Source organism: Sphingopyxis macrogoltabida (genome assembly GCF_001314325.1).
In the GTDB taxonomy this organism is placed as follows: Bacteria; Pseudomonadota; Alphaproteobacteria; order Sphingomonadales; family Sphingomonadaceae; genus Sphingopyxis; species Sphingopyxis macrogoltabida.
This window is the reverse complement of sequence record NZ_CP009429.1, coordinates 332,903-356,997: the sequence shown is the minus strand read 5'-3', so window position 1 is coordinate 356,997 and position 24,095 is coordinate 332,903. Positions and strand designations below refer to the sequence as shown.

Below are 24,095 nucleotides of genomic sequence, written 5' to 3'. Positions count from 1 at the left end.
AAAGAAGCTATTTACGGCAACATGGAATATCGGTCAGCCGAAACGATTGTTGCGGGGGAAACCCGTCGGCGGCATCCGTCCCGCCGCACCGCGCGCGACGCGCCACGGGGCAAGGTCGGTTTCGGTCCGGGTGCGGCCGGTATCGCCGCCCATCGCCCAGCTCAGCCCTTCGGCGAAGGCAAAGCTCACCGCATCGGACAGGCCGCCGTCGCGGTAACGTTGCAGCATGACACCCTGCCCGCGCGCCATCACCGGCACCTCCGCCACCGGGAAGACGACGAGCTTGCGGTTCTCGCCGACCACCGCGACGCTGTCGTCGCCGGCCGCAATCTTGCGCACCACGGCGAGCTGCGCCTTCGGCTTCAGGTTGACGACGTTACGCCCCTTGCGCGTCTCGGCGATCACCTCGCCCATCTGGACGACAAAGCCGTGCCCGCTCGACGAGGCGAGCAGCAGACGGCCGTCGGCGGTCGCCGGGACCATCGCGACGATCTGTGCCTCGGGATCGATGTCGACCATCAGCCGGAGCGGTTCGCCGAAGCCGCGTCCGCCGGGCAGCTTGTCGGCGCCGACGGTGAAGAATCGCCCGTCGCTCGCGGCGATCAGCAGCTTGTCGGTGGTCTGGGCATGCGCCGCGAAAGCGAGTTCGTCGCCTTCCTTGAACTTGAACTCGCCCCATTGATCGGCGGCGACATGGCCGCGCTGGGCGCGAATCCAGCCGCGCTTCGACAGGATCACCGTCACCGGTTCCTTCTCGATCATCGCATCGAGCGGAATTTCGCGCGCCGGCGCGGCTTCGGCAATCGTCGTCCGCCGCGCCCCGAGCAGGGTGTCGAGACCATAGACGGCGCGCAATTTCTCCAGATCCTTGCGCAGCCGCGTCTTCTGGCGATCCTTGCTCGCGACGAGCTTGGCAAGCTCTTCACGCTCGGCGATCAGGTCGGCCTGCTCGCGCTTCAGCTCCATTTCCTCAAGCTTGCGCAACGACCGCAGCCGCATGTTGAGGATCGCTTCGGCCTGCCGGTCGGTCAGCATGAACTCGGCGATCATCACCGCCTTCGGCTCGTCCTCGGTGCGGATGATCTCGATGATGCGGTCGAGATTGAGGAAGGCGATGAGGTAGCCGCCGACCAGTTCGAGGCGGTCGTCGATCTTGCCGATCCGGTGTTCGGCGCGGCGGACGAGGACGATGATCTGATGCTGCAGCCATTCGGTGAGCAGCTGGTGCAGCCCCATCACCTTCGGCGTCCGCGTCGCGTCGAGGACGTTGAGGTTGAGCGCGAAGCGGCTTTCGAGATCGGTCAGCCGGTAGAGGCTTTCCTTGAGTACCTCGGGGTCGACGTTGCGGCTCTTGGGTTCGAGGACGATGCGCAGATCCTCGGCGCTTTCGTCGCGGACATCCTCGAGGATCGGCAATTTCTTGTCGGCGATCAGCTGCGCGATCTGCTCGATCAGCTTGCCCTTGGCAACGCCATAGGGAATTTCGCTGATCACGAGCTGCCAGGTGCCGCCCGCCTGCTTCTCGATGCCGCTGTCTTCCCAGACGCCGTCGGCGCCCTTGCCGGTCGAGAAACGCGCCCGGACGCGGAAGCCGCCGCGCCCGGTTTCATAGGCCTGCGCGATCGTCTCGGCGCTGTCGACAACGATACCGCCGGTCGGGAAATCGGGGCCCTTCACATGCTCGAGCAATTCGGCGAGTTCGGCCCGCGGATTCTCGATCAGTACCAGCGCTGCGTCGATCACCTCGGCGGCATTGTGCGGCGGGATGTTCGTCGCCATGCCGACCGCGATCCCGCTCGCACCGTTGGCGAGCAGGTTCGGGAACAGCCCCGGCATGATTTCGGGCTCTTCGTCCTCGCCATTATAGGTCGGCCGGAAATCGACCGTGCCTTCGTCGAGCCCCTGCATCAGGTCGATCGCGACGCGCGTCAGCCGCGCCTCGGTATAGCGATAGGCAGCGGCGTTATCGCCGTCGATATTGCCAAAATTGCCCTGCCCGTCGACGAGCGGATAGCGAAGCGAGAAATCCTGCGCGAGGCGGACCATCGCGTCGTACACAGCGGTGTCGCCATGCGGGTGGAATTTGCCGATCACGTCGCCAACGACGCGCGCCGACTTCTTATAGCCTTGCGACGGGTCGAGCCGCATCGCGCGCATCGCCCACAGCAGGCGGCGGTGGACGGGCTTCAGGCCGTCGCGCAGGTCGGGAAGCGAACGCGCGGTGATCGTCGACAGCGCATAGACCAGATAGCGTTCGGACAGCGCACTGTCGAACGGGGTATCGATCATGCCGGGAACGGGTTCGTTATTGTCGGGATCGTCGGTGGTATTCGCCATGCTTCGCCGCCGATAGCAAGGCTCGCGCGCCAAGGCAAAGGGGGATGCGGGGGAGACGAAATTCCGCACCCACCCGCATCCCAAATGGCCGCGACAAGCCCGTAACCTCGCCACCGGGCCCACCCTGAATCAGCCGTCGATATGGTCGCCGATAGAATTTCTTGGTTGCGAACCATTCGCAATAACCTATGCCCGCGTGCACATCGCATGCGATTTTGCGCGATGATTCAGGGAAGCCCATGTACGCGTTCGTCGACCGCCCCGTCGAAACTCTCTGCAACAGCGGCCGTTTCCTGCTGTGGGCGATGCGCGGCTGGACGGCGGCTGTGGCACGCCGCAATTGCCCGCCGCAGGCGCTGCACAACGGCTTTGCGGCGGTCGGCGCCTTGCCGGCGCTCTCCGAATTCCATGCCGCGATGATATCGCTCGGCGCCGGTGCTCGCGAGGAAATTACCCTCGCGCCGATGCGCTGCCGGCAGATCGGCGAGGACGAGGCGATATTGATCGCCCTCTGGCACGACATGGCGCAGGATCGCGTCGCCGCGGCTCAGGCGACGCTCGCGCTGCTTGTCGAGCCCGGCCGCGTCGTCCCCGCCAGCACCGCGCTCGCCGCCGCGTCGCTCAAGCTCGCCGCCGCCGGCTTCACCCTCTCCCCTCACAGCATGAACCATCAGGAAAACCGATCATGAGCGACCGTATCGCCGCCGCCGCAACACTTGCCCCCTCCGCCTCGCTGACGGTCGAGGAGGTGCGTTCGGTCCGCCACTGGAACGAACATCTGTTCAGCTTCACGATCACGCGGCCACCAAGCTTCCGCTTCCGCTCGGGCGAATTCGTGATGATCGGCCTGCCCGGCGGCGAAGGGCGGCCGCTGCTTCGCGCCTATTCGATCGCCAGCCCGGCCTATGCCGAAGAACTGGAATTTTTGTCGATCAAGGTGCCCGACGGCCCGCTGACCTCGCGGCTGCAGAAGATTCAGCCCGGCGACCCCGTCTATCTGGGGCGCAAACCGACCGGGACGCTCGTCGCCGACGCGTTGCTCCCCGGCAAGCGGCTGTTCATGCTGTCGACCGGCACGGGGCTGGCGCCCTTCCTCAGCCTGGCGCGCGATCCCGAAATTTACGAGCGCTTCGACCAGATTTCGCTCGTCCATTGCGTGCGGCGGGTCAGCGACCTCGCGTTCCGCGACGAACTGGAAAGCCAGCTCGCCGGCGACCCGCTGGTGCAGGATCAGGCGCTGCTGCAATTCCATTATCTGCCGACGGTAACGCGCGAGCCGTTCCGGACCGAGGGACGCATCGACGCGCTGATCGCAGGCGGTCAGTTGTTCGGGCATCCGTTGACCGGCCCGCTCGCGTTCGATCCGGCCGGCGACCGCATCATGATGTGCGGCAGCATGGCGATGATCCGCGACCTGCAGGCGCGTTTCGAGGAACTGGGCTTTGCCGAAGGTTCGAACGCCTCGCCGGGCGATTTCGTGATCGAACGCGCCTTCGTCGGCTGACGCTCCCGCGCTTGCATCCCCCCGCGCTTTCGCGCAAGCCGCTCGGCGGAAGGGGAAAAACAAGTGGCGCGTATCGAAGACGATCCGCCGGGGCTGGCGGCGCGGGCGGTTCGCCGGTTGCTGTTGCTGCTGTACCGCCTGCGCGGCTGGAAGGCTGTCGGCGAGGTACCCGAACCGCGGCGCTTCGTCCTCATCGCCGCGCCGCACACCAGCAACTGGGACTTCGTCAACTTCCTCGGGCTCACCGCCGACAAAGGCATCCGGCCGCATTTCATGGCCAAGCTGTCGCTTTTCCGCTGGCCGCTCGGCGGCTTCATCCGCCAGATGGGCGGAGTGGCGGTCGATCGCCGCAACAGCGGGCAGGTCGTGCAACAGATGGTCGACGAATTCGCGCGCCGCGCCGAATTCATGCTGACCGTCGCCCCCGAAGGGACGCGCGGCAAGGCGGCGAAATGGCGAACCGGCTTTTACCAGATCGCGCTCGCGGCCAAGGTGCCGATGGTCGTCGGGATGATGGATTATCGCACGAGGACCGGCGGGCTCGGCCCGCTGATCTGGCCGACCGGCGATTTTCGGGCCGACATGCTGAAGGTGCTGGAGGTCTATAGGAGCTGCGTGCCGAAATTCCCCGATCGCGCGGTGTGCTCGATCGATGATATCGTCGGCAGCGAGGTCGAAGCAGGAGAGCGCGGATGAGCGATGCGGCGATATTGCTGGCGGTCAATTTCGTCGTCCTGATCGGCGTCATACTGCTGTTGTGGCGTACCGCCGTCGCGATCCGCGACGTCTCGTTCATCGACGCCTTCTGGGCGTTCGGCATGGTCCTGCTCGCATGGGGCGCTGCGGCGCAGGCCGGCTTCGGCGGGCTGCGCACCCAATTGATCCTCGTCCTCGTCACATTGTGGGGGCTGCGCCTTGCCGCCCATCTTTTCCTGCGCTGGCGCGCGACCGGAGAGGATCCGCGCTATGTCCGGATCGTTGCCCGGACGATGGAGACGAAAGGATGGAGTTGGGGCAAGACCGCGCTGCTCTCGGTGTTCCTGACGCAGGCGCCGCTGTTGTTTCTGACCTGCCTTCCCGCCCAGCTCGGCATCTGGGCGAGTGCGAGCTTCCCGCCCGCAACCATCGGCTGGCTCGCCAAGATCGGCATGTTCGCCGCGCTGGCCGGCATCGCCTTTGAAACCATTGGCGATCTTCAGCTAAATAAGTTCCGCAACGACCCGGCGAACAAGGGCGAGGTGCTCGACACCGGCCTGTGGCGTTACACGCGCCATCCCAATTATTTCGGCGATGCGCTGACCTGGTGGGGTATCTGGCTCGTTGCCGCCGACGCGGGATGGGAAATCGCGGCGGCGAGCGTCATCGGCCCGATTTTCCTCACTTTCACCCTGACACGCTGGTCGGGCAAGGCGCTGCTCGAAAAAGGGCTGCACAAGACGCGCCCCGATTATGCCGATTATGTCCAGCGCACCTCCGGATTCATTCCATGGCCGCCAAAAGCGCCCGCGACCAGGGGCTAGGCGGCGAAGCTGCCGCCGCCGATGCCGGCGCGCTCGGCGACGCGCCGCGCATCCGCGCGATCCTGGCCGCGGCGGCGCGCGCGGGACGCAGCGTCAGCTATTCCGAACTGCTCGGCGATCTGGGATTCCGTTTCACCCGCCCGAAGATGCGCGCTGTGTGCCGGACGCTGGGCGAGGTCGACCGGCTCTGCGCGCTCGATGACCAACCCGATCTTGCGGTGCTGGTCGTACGCGAAAGCGACCGCCTGCCCGGGCAGGGCTGGTGGGTCGGCGGGACGGCGCTGCTGCTCGGATATGACGGCCCATGGGAAGGCGCGGCCGCGGCCCGCTTCATTCGCGAACGGCAGCAACTGGCATTCGATTATTGGGCCGAGCGGTAAGTCCGGCCAACCCCCTCGACTTTGCCTGCGCGGAACGGCAAATTGCCGCTGCCCCCAACCAAAGCGAGCCCCCCATGAAACATGTCCCGACACTTGCCTTCGCCGCGCTGATCATCGCCGCCTGCTCGGCCGGCACCGCACCGAGCGAGGCTGCCCCGGCCGATACCGCCAAGCTCGACGCCTCGGGCGACCAGCCCGCGACGCCGGTCGCCGACGCACCCTTCACGGTGCAGGAGATCGCCGATTTCGACGAACCTTGGGCGATGACCTTCATCCCCGGCACGAAGCTGGCGCTGGTCACCGAGCGGTCCGGCAAATTGAAGCTGTGGCAGGAAGGCGGATCGACCCTCGATGTCGCGGGCGTCCCCGCCGTCGCCTACGGCGGCCAGGGCGGCTTCGGCGACGTCATTCTCGCGCCCGACTTCGCACAGTCGGGCATCGTCTATCTGAGCTGGGTCGAGGCTGGGGCCGGCGGCACCTTCGGCGCGGTCGTCGGCAAGGCGAAGCTCGAACAGGGCGGTGCCCCGAAGCTTTCGGGTCTCCAGATCATCTGGAAACAGGACCCCAAGGTCACCGGCCGCGGCCATTTCTCGCACCGCCTCGCCTTCTCGCCCGACGGCCGGTATCTTTTCATCGGCTCGGGCGAACGCCAGAAATTCGACCCGGCGCAGGATATGAAGGCCAATCTCGGCAAGATAGTGCGCCTCAACCCCGACGGCAGCGTGCCCGCCGACAATCCCTTTGCCGATCAAGCGGGCGTTACCGCACAAATCTGGTCGCTCGGCCATCGCAACATCCTCGGCCTCGCCTTCGATGGTACGGGCCGCCTCTGGAATCAGGAAATGGGGCCGAAGGGTGGCGACGAGGTCAATCTCGTCGAAGCCAAGGCCAATTACGGCTATCCCATCGTGTCGAACGGCGATCATTATGACGGCAAGGATATTCCCGATCATCCGACGCGCCCCGAATTTGCCGCGCCGAAACTGTGGTGGAACCCCTCGGTATCGCCCGGCGGGCTCGCCTGGTACGGCGGCGACGCCTATCCGGGCTGGAAGAACAGCCTGCTGATGGGCGCGCTGTCGGGCGAGGGGCTGATTCGCATGGCCATCGACGGCGACGCGCTCCACAAGTCCGACCGCTGGGATTTCGGTACCCGCATCCGCGAGGTCGAGGCGCGCGAAGACGGCACGGTGTGGCTGCTCACCGACGGTAAGAAAGGTAAGCTGTTGAAACTGGTGCCGAAGCGCTAATATCAGGCCCATGATCCGCGGTTTTCTTACCCGCCGGGCCGAATGGCCCGCGCGCATCCCCGATCCCGACGCGCCGCCGCCCTTGTCGCTGCTGTGGCGCGAGGCGGGGGCCCTGCTGCGCGCGATATCGGGGCGCATCCGCCCGATGCCGCCCGAGCCCAATCCCGACAGCGACCATCCGCCGGTGATGGTGCTGCCGGGCTTCCTGTCGGGCGACTGGGCGACGAAGGCGCTGCGGGCCGACCTCCGCCGCGCCGGCTTTCGCTGCTATGCGTGGGGTCTCGGCTTCAACCGTGGCGCGACCGCCGACATCGTCGACCGCATCGATACCCGCGTCCAGTGGATCATCGACCGCACCGGCCACGCGCCCGCGCTGGTGGGATGGTCGCTCGGCGGGATTTACGCCCGCGAATATGCCAAGCACCACCCCGACAAAGTCGCGCGCGTCGTCACGCTCGGTTCGCCCTTCTCGGGCTCGCGCCGCGCCAACCGCGCCTGGCGGCTCTATCACCTCGTCGCGCGCCACCCCGTCGACAATCCCCCCATCGACTTTCACCCCGCGCCGCGCCCGAGCATGCCGACCTTCGCGCTATGGTCGAAGCACGACGGCGTCATCGCCGCCGACAGCGCGCGCGGTCTGCCGCACGAAAGCGACCGGCAGGTCGAGGTCGATTGCGGCCACATGGGCTTTGCCTATGCACCGAACTCGGTGGCGGCGATCGTCAAGGCGCTGACCGAAGAGGTCGCGACAACCACTGGCGGTCAAATTCGAGAAGCATGAAGAGTTTCCAACCATTTCTTCTCGTGCCTCTTTTTTGCGGTGCATGCGCAACCGTTAAGCCGCTCCCCATTCCTCCGGTGGACATCGCTTTGGGGCCCGTAATCGTGACGTTCGAAAGGGGGGCCACGCAACTGACATCCGACAGCCGCGAGAATGTTGCGCGCTTCGCCAACGCTTATCGCGACCTTGAATCCGCCTTTTCTGGCGTGACGCTGTGTGAGGGCAAGGGAGAAGGCACCCTTCCCGAGCGCAGGGCGAGATATGTTGAAAAGCGGCTAGTTGGAGCAGGTGCCAAGCCCGTAATGTTCGGCGACCCTAAATATTGTGATCGCCTCGGAGGACGCGAGGAGGGGCAGATCATTCTTCTGATCCTCCCGCCAGAATCTTAGGCGCAGCGTGCTTCCATGCCAACGTCGTTAGCGCGCTAGCCATCGGCCGGCTTTTTAACAAACATCGATGCGATAGGCGGGCGCAGCGCGCCACGACAGCAGCATCCGCCCCGGCCGCCGTCCCGCCCGCCCGGTCGACACAAACCCGACCCGGCGCAGCAAGGCACGCGAGCGTTCGTTGTCGGGATGGCATTCGGCGACGATCGAACAGCCCGGCCGCGACGAGGCGAGCGCCTCGACGACCGCACGCACCGCCTCGGTCGCGATGCCCTTGCCCCGCACCCGCGCGGCGAACCAGTAACCGATCTCATATTCCTGTCCCAGACGCCGGTGGACGCCGATCACGCCGTTGAGGTCAAGACCGCTTTCGTCGCGCACGGCGTGGAAAACGTCACCGCCGCCCGATCCGGCAATCAGTGCGCGGGCATCGGCTTCGGTGAACGGCGCGGGCAGGAAATGGATCCGCGAGGTCACCGTTTCGTCGGTGATCGCGGCGAGGGCGCGCGCATCATCGGCAGTGAGCGGGGTGATGCGGCAATGGTCGGTCGACAGGGCAAGCAAGGTATCGGTCATGTCGCGTCTTCTTCAAAAAGCGCACGCCGCGACCGAGGGGGTGATGATGTGATGACAACCATTCGCCTTCCGGACACGGCGGCGATGGTCATAGGGTGATGCCATGCCGCTCCTATGTAAAGGAGCGCCAATACGCCTTGAATCGAAGGGATCGGTCGTTGGTCATCACCGCAGCGCCTATCAGCTTTGCACGGCCCGATCAACGCCTTCCGGGCATCACCGTGGCGAACAGCCTCCGGACGCGCTACCCCCCCGCGCATGACATCGACCGATGCCGCCATCTTTATCCGGGACAATCTGCCGGTGCTGCCGGTCCCCGGCATTCCCGAAATCCGGCTGCACAAGGCGGCGCCGGACAGCGGCCTCGGCCGCCTTGCCGCGCGCGATGCGGAGGGTTTCGGTGCCCCCTATTGGGCGCATTATTGGGCCGGCGGCCTCGCGCTCGCGCGCCATATTCTCGACCATCCCGAATGCGTTGCCGGGCGCTGCATCCTCGATCTCGGGGCGGGATCGGGGCTGGTCGCGATCGCGGCGGCCAAGGCAGGCGCACGGCGGGTGGTTGCCGTCGATGCCGATCGCTATGCGGTCGCCGCGCTCGCGCTCAATGCGGCGCTCAACGACGTCCGGCTCGACATCCGCGCCGGGGACGTCGCCAGCCTCGATCACCCCGACGTCGATCTCATCCTCGCCGGCGACCTCTTCTATTCGGACGAGCTCGCGGGCCACGTCGTTGCCTTTCTCGACCGCTCCGGCATCGACGCGCTCGTCGGCGATCCGTGGCGCCGGCCGCTGCCGCTGGCGCGCCTCGAAGAAATCGCGCGCTACGACGTCGCCGAATCGGGAAGCACCGCGAAATCGGCGGGCGTCTTCCGTTTTCTTCACCCCACCCCTTGACCTTCGGCTTTCACGTAATATGTAAAGTTACATGAAACGCGACAGCCGATTGTCGGGCGTGCTCCACGTCCTCCTCCATATGGCGGAACAGGCGGAGCCGCTGACCTCCGACCAGCTCGCCAAGGCGATGCAGACGCATCCCGTCGTCATCCGCCGCATCCTCGGCGGATTGCGCGAAGCGGGCTTCGTCCACAGCGAAAAGGGCCATGGCGGCGGCTGGACGATCGCGCGCGATCTTGCGTCGATCACGATGCGCGACGTTTATGAGGCGATCGGCCGTCCGCACCTGATGGCGATGGGCAACCGCACCGACGCGCCGGGCTGCCTTGTCGAACAGGCGGTCAATGCCGCACTCGACACCAGCTTCCGCGACGCCGAGGCGCTGCTGCTCGACCGCTTCGCCGGGGTCACGCTCGCCGAACTCGCCGCCGATTTTCACGCGCGGATGGCCGCGCGGAACATGACAGAACAGGAGCATATTCATGGCTAAGGGCGCCCAGCATTTCCTCGACAGCTTCAAGGACCCGGCTGCGGTCGCAAATTATACCGAAGGGCCGCGGCGCTTCGTCCCCGGGCTCGACGGCCTGCACCGCATGACCGGACTTTTGCTCGCCGAGCGCGTGCCAGAGGACGCGCATATCCTCGTCCTCGGCGCCGGCGGCGGCAGCGAGATGAAGGCGATGGCCGAGGCACATCCGGGCTGGCGCTTCACCGGGGTCGATCCGGCGGGGCCGATGCTCGACCTCGCGGCAAGGGTCATGGGTCCGCACGCGGCGCGCGCCGAGTTCATTGAAGGCTATATCGACGACGCGCCTGCGGGCCCATTCGATGGCGCCACCTGCCTCCTGACGTTGCATTTCCTCGAACGCGAAGAGCGTATCCGTACCGCGACAGAAATCCGCGCCCGGCTGAAGCCCGGTGCGCCTTTCGTCGCCGCGCACGGCAGCTTTCCGCAAGGCGCGGGCGACCGCGACCGCTGGCTCGACCGCTATGCCTCCTATGCCATCGCCTCGGGCGGCGACCCCGATCAGGTCGCCAAGGGGCGCGAAGCCGTCGCGACCCACGTCGCGATGCTGAGCCCCGAAGCTGACGAGGAGGTGCTGCGCGCCGCGGGCTTCACGGGCGTCGAGCAATTCTACGCCGCCTTCACCTGGCGCGGCTGGGTGGGCTATGCCTAGGACCGGCGTCAGCCGCGCGGTTTCACCGTCACCCAGACGCTGACCGGCGCGACGAATTTTCCGGGCGCCGGCTTGCCGACGTCGATCCGTTCGGCGGTGACCAGCTCGCCGGTCTCGAGCGTAAAGCTCGCCCATGGTTTCGGCATGCGGCCAAAGCTCATCTTCTGGATCGGCTGGCCGGTGGCGGTGTTCATGATTGTCGCAACGATACCCATGACGCGCCCGGTAGCGATGCGCCGCCGACATTGTCCAGCGCGAAGCGAAGCCGTGCCGATAATCGCGGCTAGAAATTGATCACCACCGACCCCGCACTGCGTTTCGCCGCGCCATGGTGGACCGCCTCGATATTGTTCCCGTCGGGATCGAGAAGGAAAGCGGCATAATAGCCCGGATGATAGGATCGCTTGCCCGGCGCGCCTTTGTCGCGGCCGCCCGCGCCAAGGCCGGCCCGGTAGAAGGCGTCGACCATCGCATGATCGGCGGCCTGAAAGGCGAGGTGATGGCGTCCGGTCAATTCCCCGAGCGATTCCTTGCTGTCGACCGACGAAACGAACAACTCGTCGAACCAGAAATGCTCGGCCGCCTCGCCGCCGATCGGGATTCCCAGGACATCGAAAATCGCGCCATAGAATTTGCGGCTCGCGGCAAGGTCGGCAACGACGAGCTGGATATGATCGATCAGCCGGCCGCGATGCAGTTCCATCGTTTCCATTCCGCTTCTCCTTCGGCGGACTTACCGATCGGGCTGCCCAAAGTTCCACCATCGACACGAACGCTTCACGCTGGTGGATCGGCACGCATCCGAATATGGATGGCCGGTGCCCTGCGCGGGACACGTCCGCCGTATCGACAGGAAGGTCCGCACCATGATCCTCGCTCCCCTCGCCCTCTTGTTCGCGGCGCAAAGCGGCGCGGCCGCACCAGCGGGCGTCTGCTCCTATGCGGTGATCGCGGGCGATACGAGCAGCCGCAAGACCAACGTCCACCGCACCCCGACGATCGCCTCGGGCAAGGTCGGCAAGCTCGGCCGCGGCACGCCGGTGTTCGTCTGCGGCGCGCGCGGCAACTGGCTGTGGGTGCATTTCGCACAGGGGCGCCACAGCTGTCGCGGGACGGCAAACGGCCTCGACGTCCGCTATGCGTCGACCTGCGCCAAAGGCTGGGTCGAACGGCACCGCGTGGCGATCGCGGCGCGCTGATCGCGGCGTGCACCGCGCAACTGTCCGCTAGTCGTCCAGGAAAGGCGCCACAATCTCGTCGGTCACCCGGAGCGGCCGGCCGCTCGCCTTGTCGAGCAACGCCCACACCGTTCGCGCCCGCACATGGACCTTGCCGTCAGCCCCGGTGAATTCCATGAAGCGGTCGAACTTCGCGCCCTGCGGCTTGTCGGCCACCCATGTTCGCGCGGTCACCGTCTCGCCGGGGCCAAGCGCGCGCAGATAGTCGATCTCGTGCCGCACCACGACCCAGATATAGGCGAGCTTGTGGCTTTCCGGCGCCGCCGCGTCCCAATGGCCGGTCGCGACCTGCTGGATCCACTGCACCCAGACCGCATTGTTGACATGGCCAAGCTCGTCGATGCTCTCGGGCGTCGCGACGAACTCGCGCGTAAACTCCCTCATGCCAGTTCGACGGTGGTCACCATATAGCCCGCCTCGCGGAGGGAGGCGACGAGGCTGTCGAGATGCTCGCGGTCGCGCGCTTCGCATTCGATGTCGGTGATCAGGCCCTTGGCCGGCAGCGTGGTGAAAATGCGCTGGTGATAGATTTCGATGATGTTGACCTGTTTCTCGTCGAACAGCTTCATCACCTTGAACAGCGCGCCGGGACGGTCCTGCAGCCGGATGCGCAGCCGCGCGATGCGGCCCGAGCGTGCGAGGTCGCGCAGCAGCACATTGGCGAGCAGCCGCGTGTCGATATTGCCGCCGGTGAGCACCAGCCCGACCTTGCGCCCAGCAAATTCTTCGGGATGCGCGAGCATCGCCGCAAGGCCCGCGGCCCCCGCACCCTCGACCACCGTTTTCTCGATCTGGAGCAGCAGGCTGACCGCGCGCTCGAGGTGGCGTTCGGCGACCAGCACGATATCGTCGTTGAGCTCGGCAACCAGCCTCCGCGTATAGGCGCCCGGTTCCTTCACCGCGATACCTTCGGCCAGCGTGTCGCCTTCGCACGCCATGTCGACGCCGTTCAGCTCGGCGTACATCGAAGGATACAGCTCGGCCTGCACGCCGACGAGGCGCACATCATTCTTGATCCCGCGCGCCGCGGTGCCCATGCCCGCAAGCAGCCCGCCGCCGCCGATCGGCACGATCAGCGTGTCGATCTCGGGCACGTCCTCGAGCATCTCGAGCGCCACCGTCCCCTGCCCCGCCGCGACATTGGGATGGTCGAACGGATGAACGAAGGTCAGCCCGCGCTCGACTTCCAGTTCGCGGGCATGGGCATAAGCGTCATCGAACTTCTCACCGAACAGCACGATCGTCGCGCCATGGCTCGCGGTCTGCGACACCTTCACCTGCGGCGTCGTGCTCGGCATCACGATGGTGACCGGCACGCCGAGCCGCTTGCCATGATAGGCAAGGCCCTGCGCATGGTTGCCCGCCGACGCCGCGATCACCCCGCGCGCCTTCGCCGCATCGTCGAGCAGCAACAGCGCGTTGAGCGCACCGCGCTCCTTATACGCTGCCGTAAACTGCAGATTCTCGAATTTGAGCCACACCTCGGCACCGACCAGATCGGACAGGGTCTGCGACTTCAGCGTCGGTGTCCGCACCACCGCGCCGTTAATTCGCCCCGCCGCCGCACGCACATCGTCCAATGTGATTGCCGGCAAATCGGCAGCGGAGGTCAGGGTGAGTTGATCTGTCATAACGACAGGAGCCCTAGAGCCTGTCTCAAGGGAATGGAAGCATCGAGATCACCGGGAGGTGCGCGCTGGGTAGGAGGCGAGGGCAGCTCGGGCCGGAAGCCCGGGCAACCGAGCCGACGCCGCCAGCGCACACCTCCCGGTGACCGCGAAGCGGCGGGCCAATTTGGGCCCAGCCCTGCGTTGCTCGTCGGAGCCGATGCACCACATCGCCCCCTCCTCGCGCCTAGGCCTGAACCCAAATTGGCTCCGTCTCGATGCTTCCATTCCCTTGAGACAGGCTCCTCCATCTAGCGCGCGAAGCAAACAATGCTATGGACCGCGCATGAGCGAACAAAAATTGCGTATCAGCTTCATCGGCACCGGCGTCATGGGCGGACCGATGGCGGGGCATCTCGTCAAGGCGGGGCATGACCTCACCGTCTATAATCGCACCCGTGCCAAGGCCGACGCCTGGGTGGCACAGTATGGCGGCGCGGCGGCATCGACCCCGGCCGAAGCGGCGAAAGACGCCGACGTCATACTCTCGTGCGTCGGCAATGACGACGACCTCGCACAGGTCACGCTGGGCCGCGACGGCGCCTTTGCGGCGATGCGCAAGGGCGCGCTGTTCGTCGACCACACCACCGTTTCGGCGCGCATCGCCCGCCAGCTTTCGGTCGAGGCCGAATCGCTCGGGCTGCTCGCCCTCGACGCACCCGTCTCGGGCGGCGAAGCCGGCGCCCAGAACGGCACCTTGTCGATCATGTGCGGCGGCACGCCCGAAGCCTTCGCCGCCGCCGAACCGGTGATGCGCGCCTATGCCGCGCGCATGGTCCATATCGGCGGCCCCGGCGCCGGACAGACGACAAAGATGGTCAACCAGATCGCGATCGCCGGCGTGTTGCAGGGGCTGTCCGAGGCGCTCCGCTTTGCGCAGGCGTCGGACCTCGACACCGACAAGGTGTTCGAAGCGGTGTCGGGCGGCGCCGCGGCAAGTTGGCAGATGCTCAACCGCTGGGGCACGATGGCGAAGGACGAATTCGATTTCGGCTTCGCGGTCGACTGGATGCGCAAGGACCTCGGCCTCGCGCTCGAAGAAGCGCGCCTCAACGGCGCAACGCTGCCCGTCGCGAGCCTCGTCGACCAATTCTATGCCGACGTCCAAAAGGCTGGTCATGGCCGCCGCGACACGAGTTCGCTGGTGACGAGGCTGCCCAAGTGAAACACCTCGCCCTTGCCGCGCTGCTGTCACTGGTCGCCGTACCGGCACAGGCCGATACGCTCGTCGACAATGTCAACGGCATCACGCTCGACAAGGACGGCAAGCTCGTCCGCTTCACCGGACTGGTCATCGCGTCCGACGGCAAGGTCAAACAGCTCCTCGACCGCAAGGACAAGCGCCCCGAACGTCCCGATTTCAGGGAGGACGGCAAAGGCCGCACGCTGATTCCGGGCATGATCGACGCGCACGGCCACGTCATGGGCTTCGGCTTCTCGCTGATGCTGCTCGACCTGTCGGAGACGAAATCGCTTGCCGAGGCACAGGCGGCAATCCGCAAATATGCCGCGGCGAACCCCGAAATGCCGTGGATCATCGGGTCGGGCTGGAATCAGGAAAAATGGGGCCTCGGCCGTTTCCCGACCGCCGCCGACCTCGACGCCGCGGTTCCCGACCGTCCCGTCTGGCTCGAACGCATCGACGGCCATGCCGGCTGGGCGAACAGCGCGGCGATGGCAGCGGCAAAGGTCAGCGCGACGAGCAAGGCGCCCGAGGGCGGCCGCATCGAGATGGCCGACGGCAAGCCGAGCGGCGTGTTCGTCGATGCGGCGATGGCGCTGGTCAACAATGCAAAGCCCAAGCCGCTAGCGCGCGACCTCGACCGCGCCCTTTATCTGGCGCAGCAAAAGCTGCTCGAACAGGGCATCACCAGCATCGCCGACATGGGCACGACGATCGCCGACTGGCAGGCGTTTCGCCGCGCCGGCGACAAGAAACAGCTCGCGATCCGCATCCTCAGCTACGGCGCCGACATCGACAATATGGCGATCATCGCCGGACAGGAACCGACGCCGTGGCTGTACGACGACAGGCTGCGCATGGTCGGGGTCAAACTCTATCTCGACGGCGCGCTCGGTTCGCGCGGCGCGTGGCTGAAACAGCCCTATAGCGACGCGCCGGGGCAAAAGGGCCTGCCCCTGCTGACCCCCGCGCAGCTCCGCAACAAGATGGTGCGCGCGTCGATGGACAATTTCCAGGTCGCGATCCACGCGATCGGCGATGCCGCCAATGCCGAAGCGCTCGCCGCGATCGGCGATCTGACCGCCGACCTGCCCGGCGAGCGGCGCTGGCGGATCGAACATGCGCAGGTCATCGGCCCCGCCGACATTGCGCGTTTCGCGCAATTGAAGGTCATCGCCTCGATGCAGCCGATCCACCAGCCGTCGGACCGGCTGATGGCCGAGGCCCGGCTAGGCCCCGACCGGCTCAAGGGCGCCTATGCGTGGCGGAGCCTCGAAAACGCCGGCGTCCGCCTCGCCTTCGGCTCCGACGTGCCGGTCGAAAGCTCGAACCCCTTTCCCGGCATCGCCGCCGCGATTTCGCGCACCGATGCTGCGGGGCAGCCGTTCGGCGGCTGGCATCCCGAAGAAGCGGTGACGCGCGAAACCGCGCTCGACGGCTTCACCCGCACCGCCGCCTTCGCCGCCTTTGCCGAGGACCGGCTCGGCACGCTGATGCCCGGAATGCGCGCCGACTTCCTGATCGTCGACGGCGATCCGCTGATGGCGAGCCCCGACGAGATCCGCCGCATGGCGCCGCTCGAAACCTGGATCGGGGGATATCGCTATTACAAGCGGAAGGAATGATCGCATGTCCGCTGTTGCTACCCGCCTCGCGCCCCGCCGCGTCGCCAAGCCGTGGGGCCGCACCGACATCGGCCCGCTGTTCGATGCCGCGGGCGAGCGCATCGGCGAAATCTGGTTCGAACTTCCGGCAGGGCGCCCCGAACCGGCGCTGCTGATCAAATATCTCTTCACCTCCGAAGCGCTGTCGGTGCAGGTCCACCCCGACGACGCCGGGGCGCAGGCGGTCGGCGCGCGGCAGGGCAAGGAAGAGGCGTGGGTGATCCTCGATGCCGAAGACGACGCGGCGATCGGCCTCGGCCTCGAACAGCGCGTCACGCCCGAAGAACTGCGCGATGCCGCGCTCGACGGCAGCATCGAGGAACTGATCGACTGGAAACCCGTCGCGCCGGGCGATCATTTCCACGTCACCCCCGGCACGATCCACGCGATCGGCGGTGGTCTCGCGCTCATCGAAGTGCAGCAATATGCCGACATCACCTATCGCCTCTACGACTATGGCCGCCCGCGCGACCTGCATCTCGAGGAGGCGATGGCCTGCGCCGAGCCCGGTCCCTATCTGACGCCGAACCTGCGGACGCCGATCGCGGTCGGCATCGACCGCCTCGTCGACGGCCCGAAATTCGGCCTTGTCGATGCGCACCTCGACGATTTCGCCGCGCTTCCCGATCTCGGCGCCAATAGCCCCGTCTGGTTCATCCCCGTCGACGGTTCGGGAGAGATCGAAGGAGAGCCGTGGCGGCCCGGCGAATGCTGGCTGTTCGACGATGCGGCAGGGCTTGCCATGCTCGCCGGCAAGGGCCGCGCCCTCATCGCCTGGGCGACCGTCGCATGAGCCTCGATCGCCGCAAACTGCTCGCATCGCTCGCCGCCGTTCCCGCCGCACTCGCGGTCGGCGCCGCGGCAAGGGAGAAGAAGGAACCGAAACCGAAGGATCCGCCCGAGCCGCGCAAATCGCGCAAGCGCAGGGGCGCCAAGGCGCCAGAGAGCCATGTCGACGTCGCGGTCGTCGGCGCCGGCGCGCTCGGCGCGTGGACCGTGTGGCACCTTGTCCGGCAGGGCAAAAGCGTCCGGCTGTTCGACGCCTATGGCGCGGGCAACGGCCGCGCCGCGTCGAACCTGCCGTCGATGCTGCTCGACCCGGCGCAGGGCGGCGACGCGCTGTACGCCGGCCTCGTGTCGGACAGCCGCGACGCGTGGGACCGGCTTTCCGACACCGCCAGCCTGCCGATCCTGACGCCGTGCCAGGCGCTGACGACGCTCGCCGCAACCGACGCGGCCGTTGCACCGCGCGGCAGCGAGCGCGAGAGCGGCGACAAGCTGCGGAACCGCTTCACCCAGATCGCCTGGCACCCGGGCGAGGCCGCCTATATTGCCGACAAGGGCGCAATGCTTGCGGGGCGCCGCGGCGTCCTCGAAACATTGCTCGACGCGCAGGTCGAACCCGAAGCGGTGGTGATGCCCGCGCCACTCCGCGACAAGCGCCGCGACGTCTATGTCCTCCCCGACGGCGGCACCGCGGGCAGCATCGTCTATGCGTGCGGCGCCTGGCTCACCGAACTCTTCCCGCAGTTGCTGACGCCGCAGCGGCTTTCGGCGGTGCGCAGCCAGGTCTTCCATTTCGGCCCCGGACAAGGCGACCTGCAATATCGCCCGCCCGCGATGCCCGCCTTTATCGACCGCGCCTATGGCTTTACCGCGCTTCCCGACATCGAGGGCGAGGGCGTGCGCTGCTGGCGCAGCATGGGCGATGCGAGCGTCGATCCCGACAGCTTCGACCGCCGCGCCGACGAACGCGCACTCGCCGATGTCCGCCAGTGGCTCGCGAGCCGCCTGCCGCGCATCGGCACCGCGCCGGTCGTCGCCAGCGCCGCGGTGCACGATTGCCGCACCGCCACCGGCGACCTGCTGCTCGACCGTCTGCCCGACCATCCGCGCGCATGGGTCGTCGGCGGCGCCGCGGGACGCGCCTTCGCGCTGGCGCCCGCGATCGGCGCGCGCGTCGCGGCGCATGTCGCCGACGCCGGGCGCCCGGTCGAGCCGCGCTGGGCGCTCGCCCGGCTGACGGGCGGCATCGTCACGCCGCCTCCGCCGCCATCCTGATTTCGCCCCGGGGGGAAGCATGCGCCTGACCGACTGCCACAATATCGACGACTTCCGCGCGCTGGCGAAACGCCGTCTGCCCTGGCCGGTGTTCGACTATATCGACGGGGCGGCCGACGACGAGGTAACCCGCCGCCGCAACCGCGATGCGTTCGACCGCTGCGACCTCGTTCCCCGCGTCCTCGCCGGGGTCGAAAGCATCGATATGCGCACGACGCTGTTTGGGCGCGAGATGGCGATGCCGCTGTTCCTGTCGCCGACCGCGCTTCAGCGCCTGTTCCACTGGCAGGGCGAACGCGCCGTCCTCCGCGCCGCCGCGAACGCCGGCACCGTCGCGGGCATCTCCAGCCTCGCGACGATCGGCCTCGCCGAGGCGGGCGCGCTCACCGACGGCCCCAAGCTGTTCCAGCTCTATGTCCACCACGACGAAGGGCTCAACAAGGCGATGCTCGACGCCGCGCGCGCTGCGAAGTTCGATGCCGTCGCGCTGACGGTCGACACGATCGTCGGCGGCAACCGCGAACGCTGCCTGCGGTCGGGCTTCACCTCGCCGCCGCGCTTTACCGCGCGCAACATGCTGAGCTACGCGATCAAGCCCGGCTGGGGGCTCAACTATGTCCTCCGCGAGAAATTCAGCCTGCCCAACCTCGCGACGCATGTGTCCGAAGGGTCGAGCGTCCCCAAGTCGGTCGCCGAATATTTTACCTCGATGCTCGACCAGAGCCTCGACTGGCAGCGAGCCGAGGCGATCCGCAAGCAATGGGACGGCCCCTTCTGCCTCAAGGGCATCGCGGCGGTCGAGGATGCAAAACGCGCGGTCGATATCGGCGCCACCGCGATCATGGTGTCGAACCATGGCGGACGCCAGCTCGACGGCAGTATTTCGCCCTTCGACGCGCTCGCCGAGATCGTCGACGCGGTCGGCGACCGGATCGAGGTGATCTGCGACGGCGGCATCACCCGCGGTACGCATGTCCTGAAGGCGCTCTCGGTCGGCGCGAAGGCCTGTTCGGGCGGCCGGCTCTACCTCTACGCGCTCGCCGCGGCGGGCGAGGATGGCGTCAGCCGTGCGATCGGGCTGCTCCGCGCCGAGATCGAGCGCGGGATGAAGCTGATGGGGGCCAAGACCCTCGCGGATCTCGGCCCCCACAATCTGCGCTGGCGCTGACCAAATAGAGTGAACCCCGGCGAAAGCCGGGGCCCACGAAATTTACGCTATCGCTGGACCCCGGCTTTCGCCGGGGCACAACCTATGCGGCAATCGCCTCCTCCTTCTTCCCCAATCCGCCCCAGTCGATGTTGCGCGTCATGTACATCACGCCTGCGAGCGCGAAGAACATCAGCACCGACCCGATCAGCAGCGAATAGGCCTCGAGGTTGAGCAGGACATAGAGCAGCGCGTAGAGCCCGATCAGCATCGCGGCGAGGAAGCGGGCGCGCTTCCAGCTCTTGAGCACCGCCGCGCTATACGCCGCGAGCAGCCCGATGATCGCCGCCGACGCCAGCAGATAGGCGGGCGTGAAGCCGATCACTTCGGCAAAGGCGAGCAGCAGCACGAAGAACAGCACCAGCGCGACGCCGGTGAGCAGATATTCGGCCGCCGCGACCCGCGCCCCCGCGATGATGTCGAACATCAGGAAGGCGACGAAGGTGAAGCCGATGAACAGGAAACCATATTTGATGCTGCGATCGACCTGGCTGTACAGGTCGACGGGTTCGATCAGGCTGATCGCGACCGCCTTTGCGGTACCGCCCGATGCCTCGACGGCTGTGTCCGCCGCGACCTCGACCGGCACCGATTCGGCGTAGCCGCGCCCGCCATAATTGGTCGACACCGGCGGCGACAGGTCGCCGGTCAGCACCTGCGCCTGCCCCAGCGCGAGGTTGGGGATCGCATAGGTCGCGGTAAAGCCGCTGCCCGTCACATTGCGCTTCGCCGGCAGGAAATCGCCGCCGAAGCTCGGGTTGGGCCAGCTCGACTTGACCGTCCAGCGCGTGTCGACCCCGCGCGGGATCAGCTTGAAATCGCCGAGCCCGCGCACGCCGACCCGGTAATCGATCTTCATCGGCGCCGCCGCGCTCCAGTCGACGAACGCAAAGGTCCCCGAATTGCCGGTCGAGAGCAGCCCCTTGCCCGGCTGGAGTGCCAGCGGCTTGCCGTCGATGCTCAGGCTGTTGCCGTCGACCAGCCCGCGCGCGTCGCTGACCCCCAGCCGCACCTCGGCGCGGTCGAGCATCAGCGCATCGCGCGTCACGCCATAGCGCGCGATATCCGCCGGCAGGACGAATTCGGCGCTGCCCGCGATCTGGCTTTCATAGACGACGGTTTCGTAGATCGCCTTTTTCCGCTTCTCGGGCTTGATCGTCACCTCGGCCTTGTTGCTCTGCGGCGAGAGATAGAGGTTGCGGATCATGTTGACCGAACGCGTCACGTCGCGGCCGTTTTCGGTGACCGTCTGCGTTTCGGTGGCGCGATAGGGAATGACGATCACCGGCCCGGCGATCGTCTGCTGCCCGCCCCAGCCCTGCCCGATCGAGGCTTGCGCGGTTTCGGCCTGCTGCTGGCGATCCCAGAGCAGGCCATAGACCATCAGGAGCGGGACCATCAGCGCGACGGCGATGAGCACCGCAATGACCAGCTTGACGCCGGGGCTGCGCTCGCCGCGCGCCGGAGGATCGGGCGGCGCGGCGGCGGGAACGGACGTATTTCGGGGGGCTTGAGCCATGGGAATGAGTTCTCCTATCGGTTCAATTCGTCGATGGATTTGCACGCTTCATCGACATGGTCAAGCAGCTTGCGGTGGATTGCGCCTGTGATTGCCGGTGCTTGCCAACATCGGCGGGGCTGCTATCGCTGCAAGACGATTTCGCGGCACAAGCGAAAATTTGCGGGATTGCAGTGACGATGACGGCAAATGCAGCGGATGACGCGGCCGAACGCCCCTATGATATTTTCATCAGCTACAGCCGCGCCGACGCCGTCAAGGCGGGGCAGATTCGCGACCTGCTGACCGCGCGCGGCCACCATGTCTTTTTCGATGCCGAGGGAATCGACGCCGGCGCCGAATTTCCCGACGTCATCGACCGCGCGGTCAAGGGCGCCAAGGTCGTTCTGGGCTGCTGGACACCCGCCGCGATCCAGCGCCGCTGGGTCCGCATCGAAAGCCGCATCGGCCTCGACCGCGGTTCGCTCGTCGCGATCGGACTGGAGAAGATGGACCCGGAGGCGCTGCCCGCCGAATTTTACAACGTCAACGTCGTCGATCTGTCGAAATTCGACGGCAGCGCGGCGCATCCGGCCTGGCAGCGGGTGCTGGCGGCGATCGACCGGCGTCTGGGCGGAGGCGGCCCGGCCGCTGCGCCGGCGGGGGAGCCCGTCCGCGCGCCCGTATCCCGGCGGGGTTTCTCCCCGCTTGCCGTGGGAACCGCCGCGGCGCTCGCGGTCGCGGCACTGGCTGGCGGCGGCTGGTATTATACGGCCCATTCGGCCGCCTTCGATCGGACCGCGGTCGCTGACGGTTTCGACAGGACGGTGACGGCAACCGAACCGGTCATCGCCAACGCCGTGGTCAGCGCGCTGGGCGACACCGAAAAGGCGACCAACGGCAAGATTTTCTGGGGACTCGCGCAGTTGATCGCGGTCGACAAGGCCACGGCCGCCGACAAATTGTCGCGCTTCGACGCGATGGTCGCCAAATTCATGGGCGGCGGCTGCCACTGCGTCATGGTCGAAGGCGCGCCCTTTACCGTCGTATCGCTGTGGACGCTCAAGGCCTATGGCGCCGCCGACCGGCCGCCACCCGTGCCCGTCGTCGAGGCGCTGCTCGCGGCGCAAAATCGCGAAGGCTGGTGGTCGAGCGCGATGGACGCCGCCGACCGGCCCGACAATGCCGCGACCTATGTCACCGCCTTCGCGGTGATTGCCTTGCGCGAGATCGATGCCGCACTGAAGGGCGAACCGGCGTTGCAGGAAAAGGTCCGTACGGCGCGGAGCCGGGCGGTCGAATGGCTGATGCGGCGGCGGCCGAAAGCGGGGGTCAACTGGGCCGACTATCCCGACAACAGCCTGCGCACCGAGACGCCGTCGATCTCCGCCATGGCGACGCTCGCGCTGATCCCCGAGGTCGGCGATGCCGAAGCGAAGGGCCTCGCCGCCGACTTCGTCGCGGGCATCGACAGGCTGTCGCCGATCCAGACCAATTTCTCGACCGACGTCATGGTGACGCGTGCCGATGGCGAGACCTATGTCGATACCTATCGCCATGTTCCCGCGGGGTGGGAGGTCCACGCGCTCGCAAAGAGCTACCCGCTTCTCGCGGGCGATGCGGCGACGAAGGCGGAGCGCCTGCTCGATCAGGCCGGAACGATTAGCCTCTCCGACCCGCAGCTCGCGCGGCAGGACTGGATGCTCGCCGAACAATATATGGGTTGGCGCGGCGCCCGCGATGCGCTCGCGTCCGGAAAACCCTGAGATCCTGACCCTGGAATTGGTGGAGGCGGCCTCCCCCCAGAGGCCGCCTCCGGCCCGGCGTCAGAACGCTGCGCCGAGCGAGAAGACGACCGCGCCGTCGGCGCCGACCGCTTCCTTGTAACCGCCGAACTTCGGGGCGTCGGTATTCACATAGGCGACCCCGAGGGTGAGCACCTTCCACGTGACATCGACCCCGACCGAATAGTCGAACACTTCGCCGTCGAGCCCGCCGAGGAAGCTGTCGCTCTTGGCATAGCCGACATGGCCCTTCAGCTTGAACGGGGTGTCGGGGATTTGCACGCCGACGTCGCTGTAGATGTAGACGCCGCTCGCATCGCCGAGCGAATTCTGGCCACCGGGAGCCCAGGCGATGCCGCCCTTGACCGTCGCCGGGCCGATCGCGCCGGTCAGCGAGGCATAGGGTTCGATCACCGTCGTGTTGTTGGCGCCGGGGTAAAGATAGACGGTCGCGCCGATGTCGGCGGTCAGGCCGGGCGTGACCTCCTTGGCGAAGCCCGCAAAGACGTCGATTTCGGTGCCGTTGTTGAAGCCGATGCTCGATCCCCAGGTACCGACATACAGGCCGCTGTCATGGCCAATGGTAAAGCCACCCTGGATCGCGGCCTCTTCGTTCGACTGGCTGAAGCCGCGGAAACGATAGTCGCTGACGACGGTGGCGCTGCCGGTGATGGTGATGCCGTCGCTATCTTCTTCGGCGTCCTGCGCGAAGGCGGGGGTCGAGAGGGCCGAAGCGGCGAGAAGCACGCCGAAGCATGCACGGGAGAGATTTTTCATGGACAGATCCCTGACTGGTTAAACGGATCGTCCCTGCCTGCCGCGCGACGGCCAGCCTCTTTTCGGGCCAGTCCGGTCTCGCGTGATCAACCTGTCAGCGAATTTGTTGCGGCGCACAAACGAAAAGTCGATGCGCGCCGTGTAAAACGAAGCGCTGCGACTTTTTTGCAACAGTCGATGCAACCGCCGGCACTTGCCAGCGCGCGTGGA

At 66.7% G+C, this 24,095-nt stretch carries 26 protein-coding genes; 18 read left to right on the top strand and 8 right to left on the bottom strand.

All coding sequences use genetic code 11. The features are described from left to right. Window positions 1-33: 33 nt before the first annotated feature. Window positions 34-2,337: a DNA topoisomerase IV subunit A gene (parC, locus tag LH19_RS01820; protein ID WP_054724403.1), complete on the bottom strand. Its 2,304-nt coding sequence runs from the start codon at window positions 2,335-2,337 to the stop codon at window positions 34-36. Between the two features lie 239 nt (window positions 2,338-2,576). On the opposite strand from parC, the gene LH19_RS01815 reads away from it, so the two are divergent. From LH19_RS01815 to LH19_RS01780, 8 genes are all read left to right on the top strand, one after another. Further along, on the top strand, window positions 2,577-3,026 hold the full coding sequence (locus tag LH19_RS01815; protein WP_054724401.1) for a hypothetical protein: 450 nt from the start codon (window positions 2,577-2,579) through the stop codon (window positions 3,024-3,026). Further along, a complete protein-coding gene (locus LH19_RS01810; RefSeq protein WP_054724399.1) occupies window positions 3,023-3,841 on the top strand; it encodes a ferredoxin--NADP reductase in 819 nt (272 codons plus the stop codon). The genes LH19_RS01815 and LH19_RS01810 overlap by 4 nt, the downstream gene beginning before the upstream one ends. A 63-nt stretch (window positions 3,842-3,904) precedes the next feature. Continuing rightward, the gene (locus LH19_RS01805; RefSeq protein ID WP_082395377.1) at window positions 3,905-4,537 is read left to right on the top strand and encodes a lysophospholipid acyltransferase family protein; all 633 of its coding nucleotides are present in this window, start codon (window positions 3,905-3,907) and stop codon (window positions 4,535-4,537) included. Further along, window positions 4,534-5,361 (top strand): DUF1295 domain-containing protein, encoded by an 828-nt coding sequence (locus LH19_RS01800; RefSeq protein WP_054724397.1) that lies wholly within the window; start codon window positions 4,534-4,536, stop codon window positions 5,359-5,361. Before LH19_RS01805 ends, LH19_RS01800 begins: the two co-directional genes overlap by 4 nt. Beyond that, on the top strand, window positions 5,328-5,741 hold the full coding sequence (locus LH19_RS01795) for a hypothetical protein (RefSeq protein WP_054724394.1): 414 nt from the start codon (window positions 5,328-5,330) through the stop codon (window positions 5,739-5,741). Before LH19_RS01800 ends, LH19_RS01795 begins: the two co-directional genes overlap by 34 nt. 74 nt (window positions 5,742-5,815) lie before the next feature. After that, on the top strand, window positions 5,816-6,991 hold the full coding sequence (locus LH19_RS01790; protein WP_054724392.1) for a PQQ-dependent sugar dehydrogenase: 1,176 nt from the start codon (window positions 5,816-5,818) through the stop codon (window positions 6,989-6,991). A gap of 10 nt (window positions 6,992-7,001) precedes the next feature. Next, complete coding sequence (locus tag LH19_RS01785; protein WP_054724390.1) at window positions 7,002-7,772, top strand: esterase/lipase family protein; 771 nt, start codon at window positions 7,002-7,004, stop codon at window positions 7,770-7,772. Continuing rightward, on the top strand, window positions 7,769-8,161 hold the full coding sequence (locus LH19_RS01780; RefSeq protein ID WP_054724388.1) for a hypothetical protein: 393 nt from the start codon (window positions 7,769-7,771) through the stop codon (window positions 8,159-8,161). The genes LH19_RS01785 and LH19_RS01780 overlap by 4 nt, the downstream gene beginning before the upstream one ends. A gap of 54 nt (window positions 8,162-8,215) precedes the next feature. Here LH19_RS01780 and LH19_RS01775 read toward each other — a convergent pair whose 3' ends face one another. Next, window positions 8,216-8,734 (bottom strand): GNAT family N-acetyltransferase, encoded by a 519-nt coding sequence (locus LH19_RS01775; RefSeq protein ID WP_054724386.1) that lies wholly within the window; start codon window positions 8,732-8,734, stop codon window positions 8,216-8,218. A gap of 258 nt (window positions 8,735-8,992) precedes the next feature. Here LH19_RS01775 and LH19_RS01770 point away from each other — a divergent pair, with 258 nt between their 5' ends. Genes LH19_RS01770 through LH19_RS01760 form a run of 3 tightly spaced genes read left to right on the top strand, consistent with a single transcriptional unit; the run spans window position 8,993 to window position 10,806 of the window. After that, a complete protein-coding gene (locus LH19_RS01770; RefSeq protein ID WP_054724384.1) occupies window positions 8,993-9,628 on the top strand; it encodes a class I SAM-dependent methyltransferase in 636 nt (211 codons plus the stop codon). 31 nt (window positions 9,629-9,659) lie between these two features. After that, window positions 9,660-10,118 (top strand): Rrf2 family transcriptional regulator, encoded by a 459-nt coding sequence (locus LH19_RS01765; RefSeq protein WP_054724382.1) that lies wholly within the window; start codon window positions 9,660-9,662, stop codon window positions 10,116-10,118. Next, window positions 10,111-10,806 (top strand): class I SAM-dependent methyltransferase, encoded by a 696-nt coding sequence (locus tag LH19_RS01760; RefSeq protein ID WP_054724380.1) that lies wholly within the window; start codon window positions 10,111-10,113, stop codon window positions 10,804-10,806. Before LH19_RS01765 ends, LH19_RS01760 begins: the two co-directional genes overlap by 8 nt. Before the next feature lie 8 nt (window positions 10,807-10,814). Here the strand turns inward: LH19_RS01760 and LH19_RS01755 are convergent, their stop codons facing one another. Together LH19_RS01755 and LH19_RS01750 are read right to left on the bottom strand one after the other, a co-directional pair. Then, window positions 10,815-11,021 (bottom strand): hypothetical protein, encoded by a 207-nt coding sequence (locus tag LH19_RS01755; protein WP_082395376.1) that lies wholly within the window; start codon window positions 11,019-11,021, stop codon window positions 10,815-10,817. A gap of 68 nt (window positions 11,022-11,089) precedes the next feature. Continuing rightward, window positions 11,090-11,518 (bottom strand): VOC family protein, encoded by a 429-nt coding sequence (locus LH19_RS01750; protein WP_054724378.1) that lies wholly within the window; start codon window positions 11,516-11,518, stop codon window positions 11,090-11,092. A 154-nt stretch (window positions 11,519-11,672) separates the two neighbouring features. Between LH19_RS01750 and LH19_RS01745 the strand changes: the two genes are divergently transcribed. Beyond that, the gene (locus tag LH19_RS01745) at window positions 11,673-12,005 is read left to right on the top strand and encodes a hypothetical protein (protein ID WP_145923324.1); all 333 of its coding nucleotides are present in this window, start codon (window positions 11,673-11,675) and stop codon (window positions 12,003-12,005) included. Window positions 12,006-12,032: 27 nt separating this feature from the next. Here LH19_RS01745 and LH19_RS01740 read toward each other — a convergent pair whose 3' ends face one another. Together LH19_RS01740 and LH19_RS01735 are read right to left on the bottom strand one after the other, a co-directional pair. After that, entirely contained in the window at window positions 12,033-12,428 is a 396-nt protein-coding gene (locus LH19_RS01740; protein ID WP_054724373.1) for an acyl-CoA thioesterase, read from the bottom strand. Further along, complete coding sequence (locus tag LH19_RS01735) at window positions 12,425-13,675, bottom strand: threonine ammonia-lyase (RefSeq protein ID WP_054724371.1); 1,251 nt, start codon at window positions 13,673-13,675, stop codon at window positions 12,425-12,427. Before LH19_RS01735 ends, LH19_RS01740 begins: the two co-directional genes overlap by 4 nt. A gap of 322 nt (window positions 13,676-13,997) precedes the next feature. Between LH19_RS01735 and LH19_RS01730 the strand changes: the two genes are divergently transcribed. The 5 genes from LH19_RS01730 to LH19_RS01710 are packed head-to-tail and all read left to right on the top strand — an operon-like array spanning window position 13,998 to window position 19,787. Beyond that, the gene (locus tag LH19_RS01730; RefSeq protein ID WP_054724369.1) at window positions 13,998-14,876 is read left to right on the top strand and encodes an NAD(P)-dependent oxidoreductase; all 879 of its coding nucleotides are present in this window, start codon (window positions 13,998-14,000) and stop codon (window positions 14,874-14,876) included. After that, the gene (locus tag LH19_RS01725) at window positions 14,873-16,519 is read left to right on the top strand and encodes an amidohydrolase (RefSeq protein ID WP_054724366.1); all 1,647 of its coding nucleotides are present in this window, start codon (window positions 14,873-14,875) and stop codon (window positions 16,517-16,519) included. The genes LH19_RS01730 and LH19_RS01725 overlap by 4 nt, the downstream gene beginning before the upstream one ends. A 4-nt stretch (window positions 16,520-16,523) precedes the next feature. Further along, window positions 16,524-17,351: a class I mannose-6-phosphate isomerase gene (locus tag LH19_RS01720; RefSeq protein WP_054724364.1), complete on the top strand. Its 828-nt coding sequence runs from the start codon at window positions 16,524-16,526 to the stop codon at window positions 17,349-17,351. Continuing rightward, window positions 17,348-18,619 (top strand): NAD(P)/FAD-dependent oxidoreductase, encoded by a 1,272-nt coding sequence (locus LH19_RS01715; protein WP_054724362.1) that lies wholly within the window; start codon window positions 17,348-17,350, stop codon window positions 18,617-18,619. The genes LH19_RS01720 and LH19_RS01715 overlap by 4 nt, the downstream gene beginning before the upstream one ends. A gap of 19 nt (window positions 18,620-18,638) precedes the next feature. After that, window positions 18,639-19,787 (top strand): alpha-hydroxy acid oxidase, encoded by a 1,149-nt coding sequence (locus LH19_RS01710; RefSeq protein WP_054724360.1) that lies wholly within the window; start codon window positions 18,639-18,641, stop codon window positions 19,785-19,787. Window positions 19,788-19,869: 82 nt separating this feature from the next. On the opposite strand, the gene creD is transcribed toward LH19_RS01710, so the two are convergent. Beyond that, on the bottom strand, window positions 19,870-21,345 hold the full coding sequence (creD, locus tag LH19_RS01705; RefSeq protein ID WP_082395374.1) for a cell envelope integrity protein CreD: 1,476 nt from the start codon (window positions 21,343-21,345) through the stop codon (window positions 19,870-19,872). Between the two features lie 179 nt (window positions 21,346-21,524). On the opposite strand from creD, the gene LH19_RS01700 reads away from it, so the two are divergent. Beyond that, on the top strand, window positions 21,525-23,090 hold the full coding sequence (locus LH19_RS01700; protein WP_054724357.1) for a toll/interleukin-1 receptor domain-containing protein: 1,566 nt from the start codon (window positions 21,525-21,527) through the stop codon (window positions 23,088-23,090). A gap of 60 nt (window positions 23,091-23,150) precedes the next feature. Here the strand turns inward: LH19_RS01700 and LH19_RS01695 are convergent, their stop codons facing one another. Then, window positions 23,151-23,885, bottom strand: a complete 735-nt coding sequence (locus LH19_RS01695; protein ID WP_054586620.1) for a TorF family putative porin — start codon at window positions 23,883-23,885, stop codon at window positions 23,151-23,153. Window positions 23,886-24,095 lie beyond the last annotated feature (210 nt).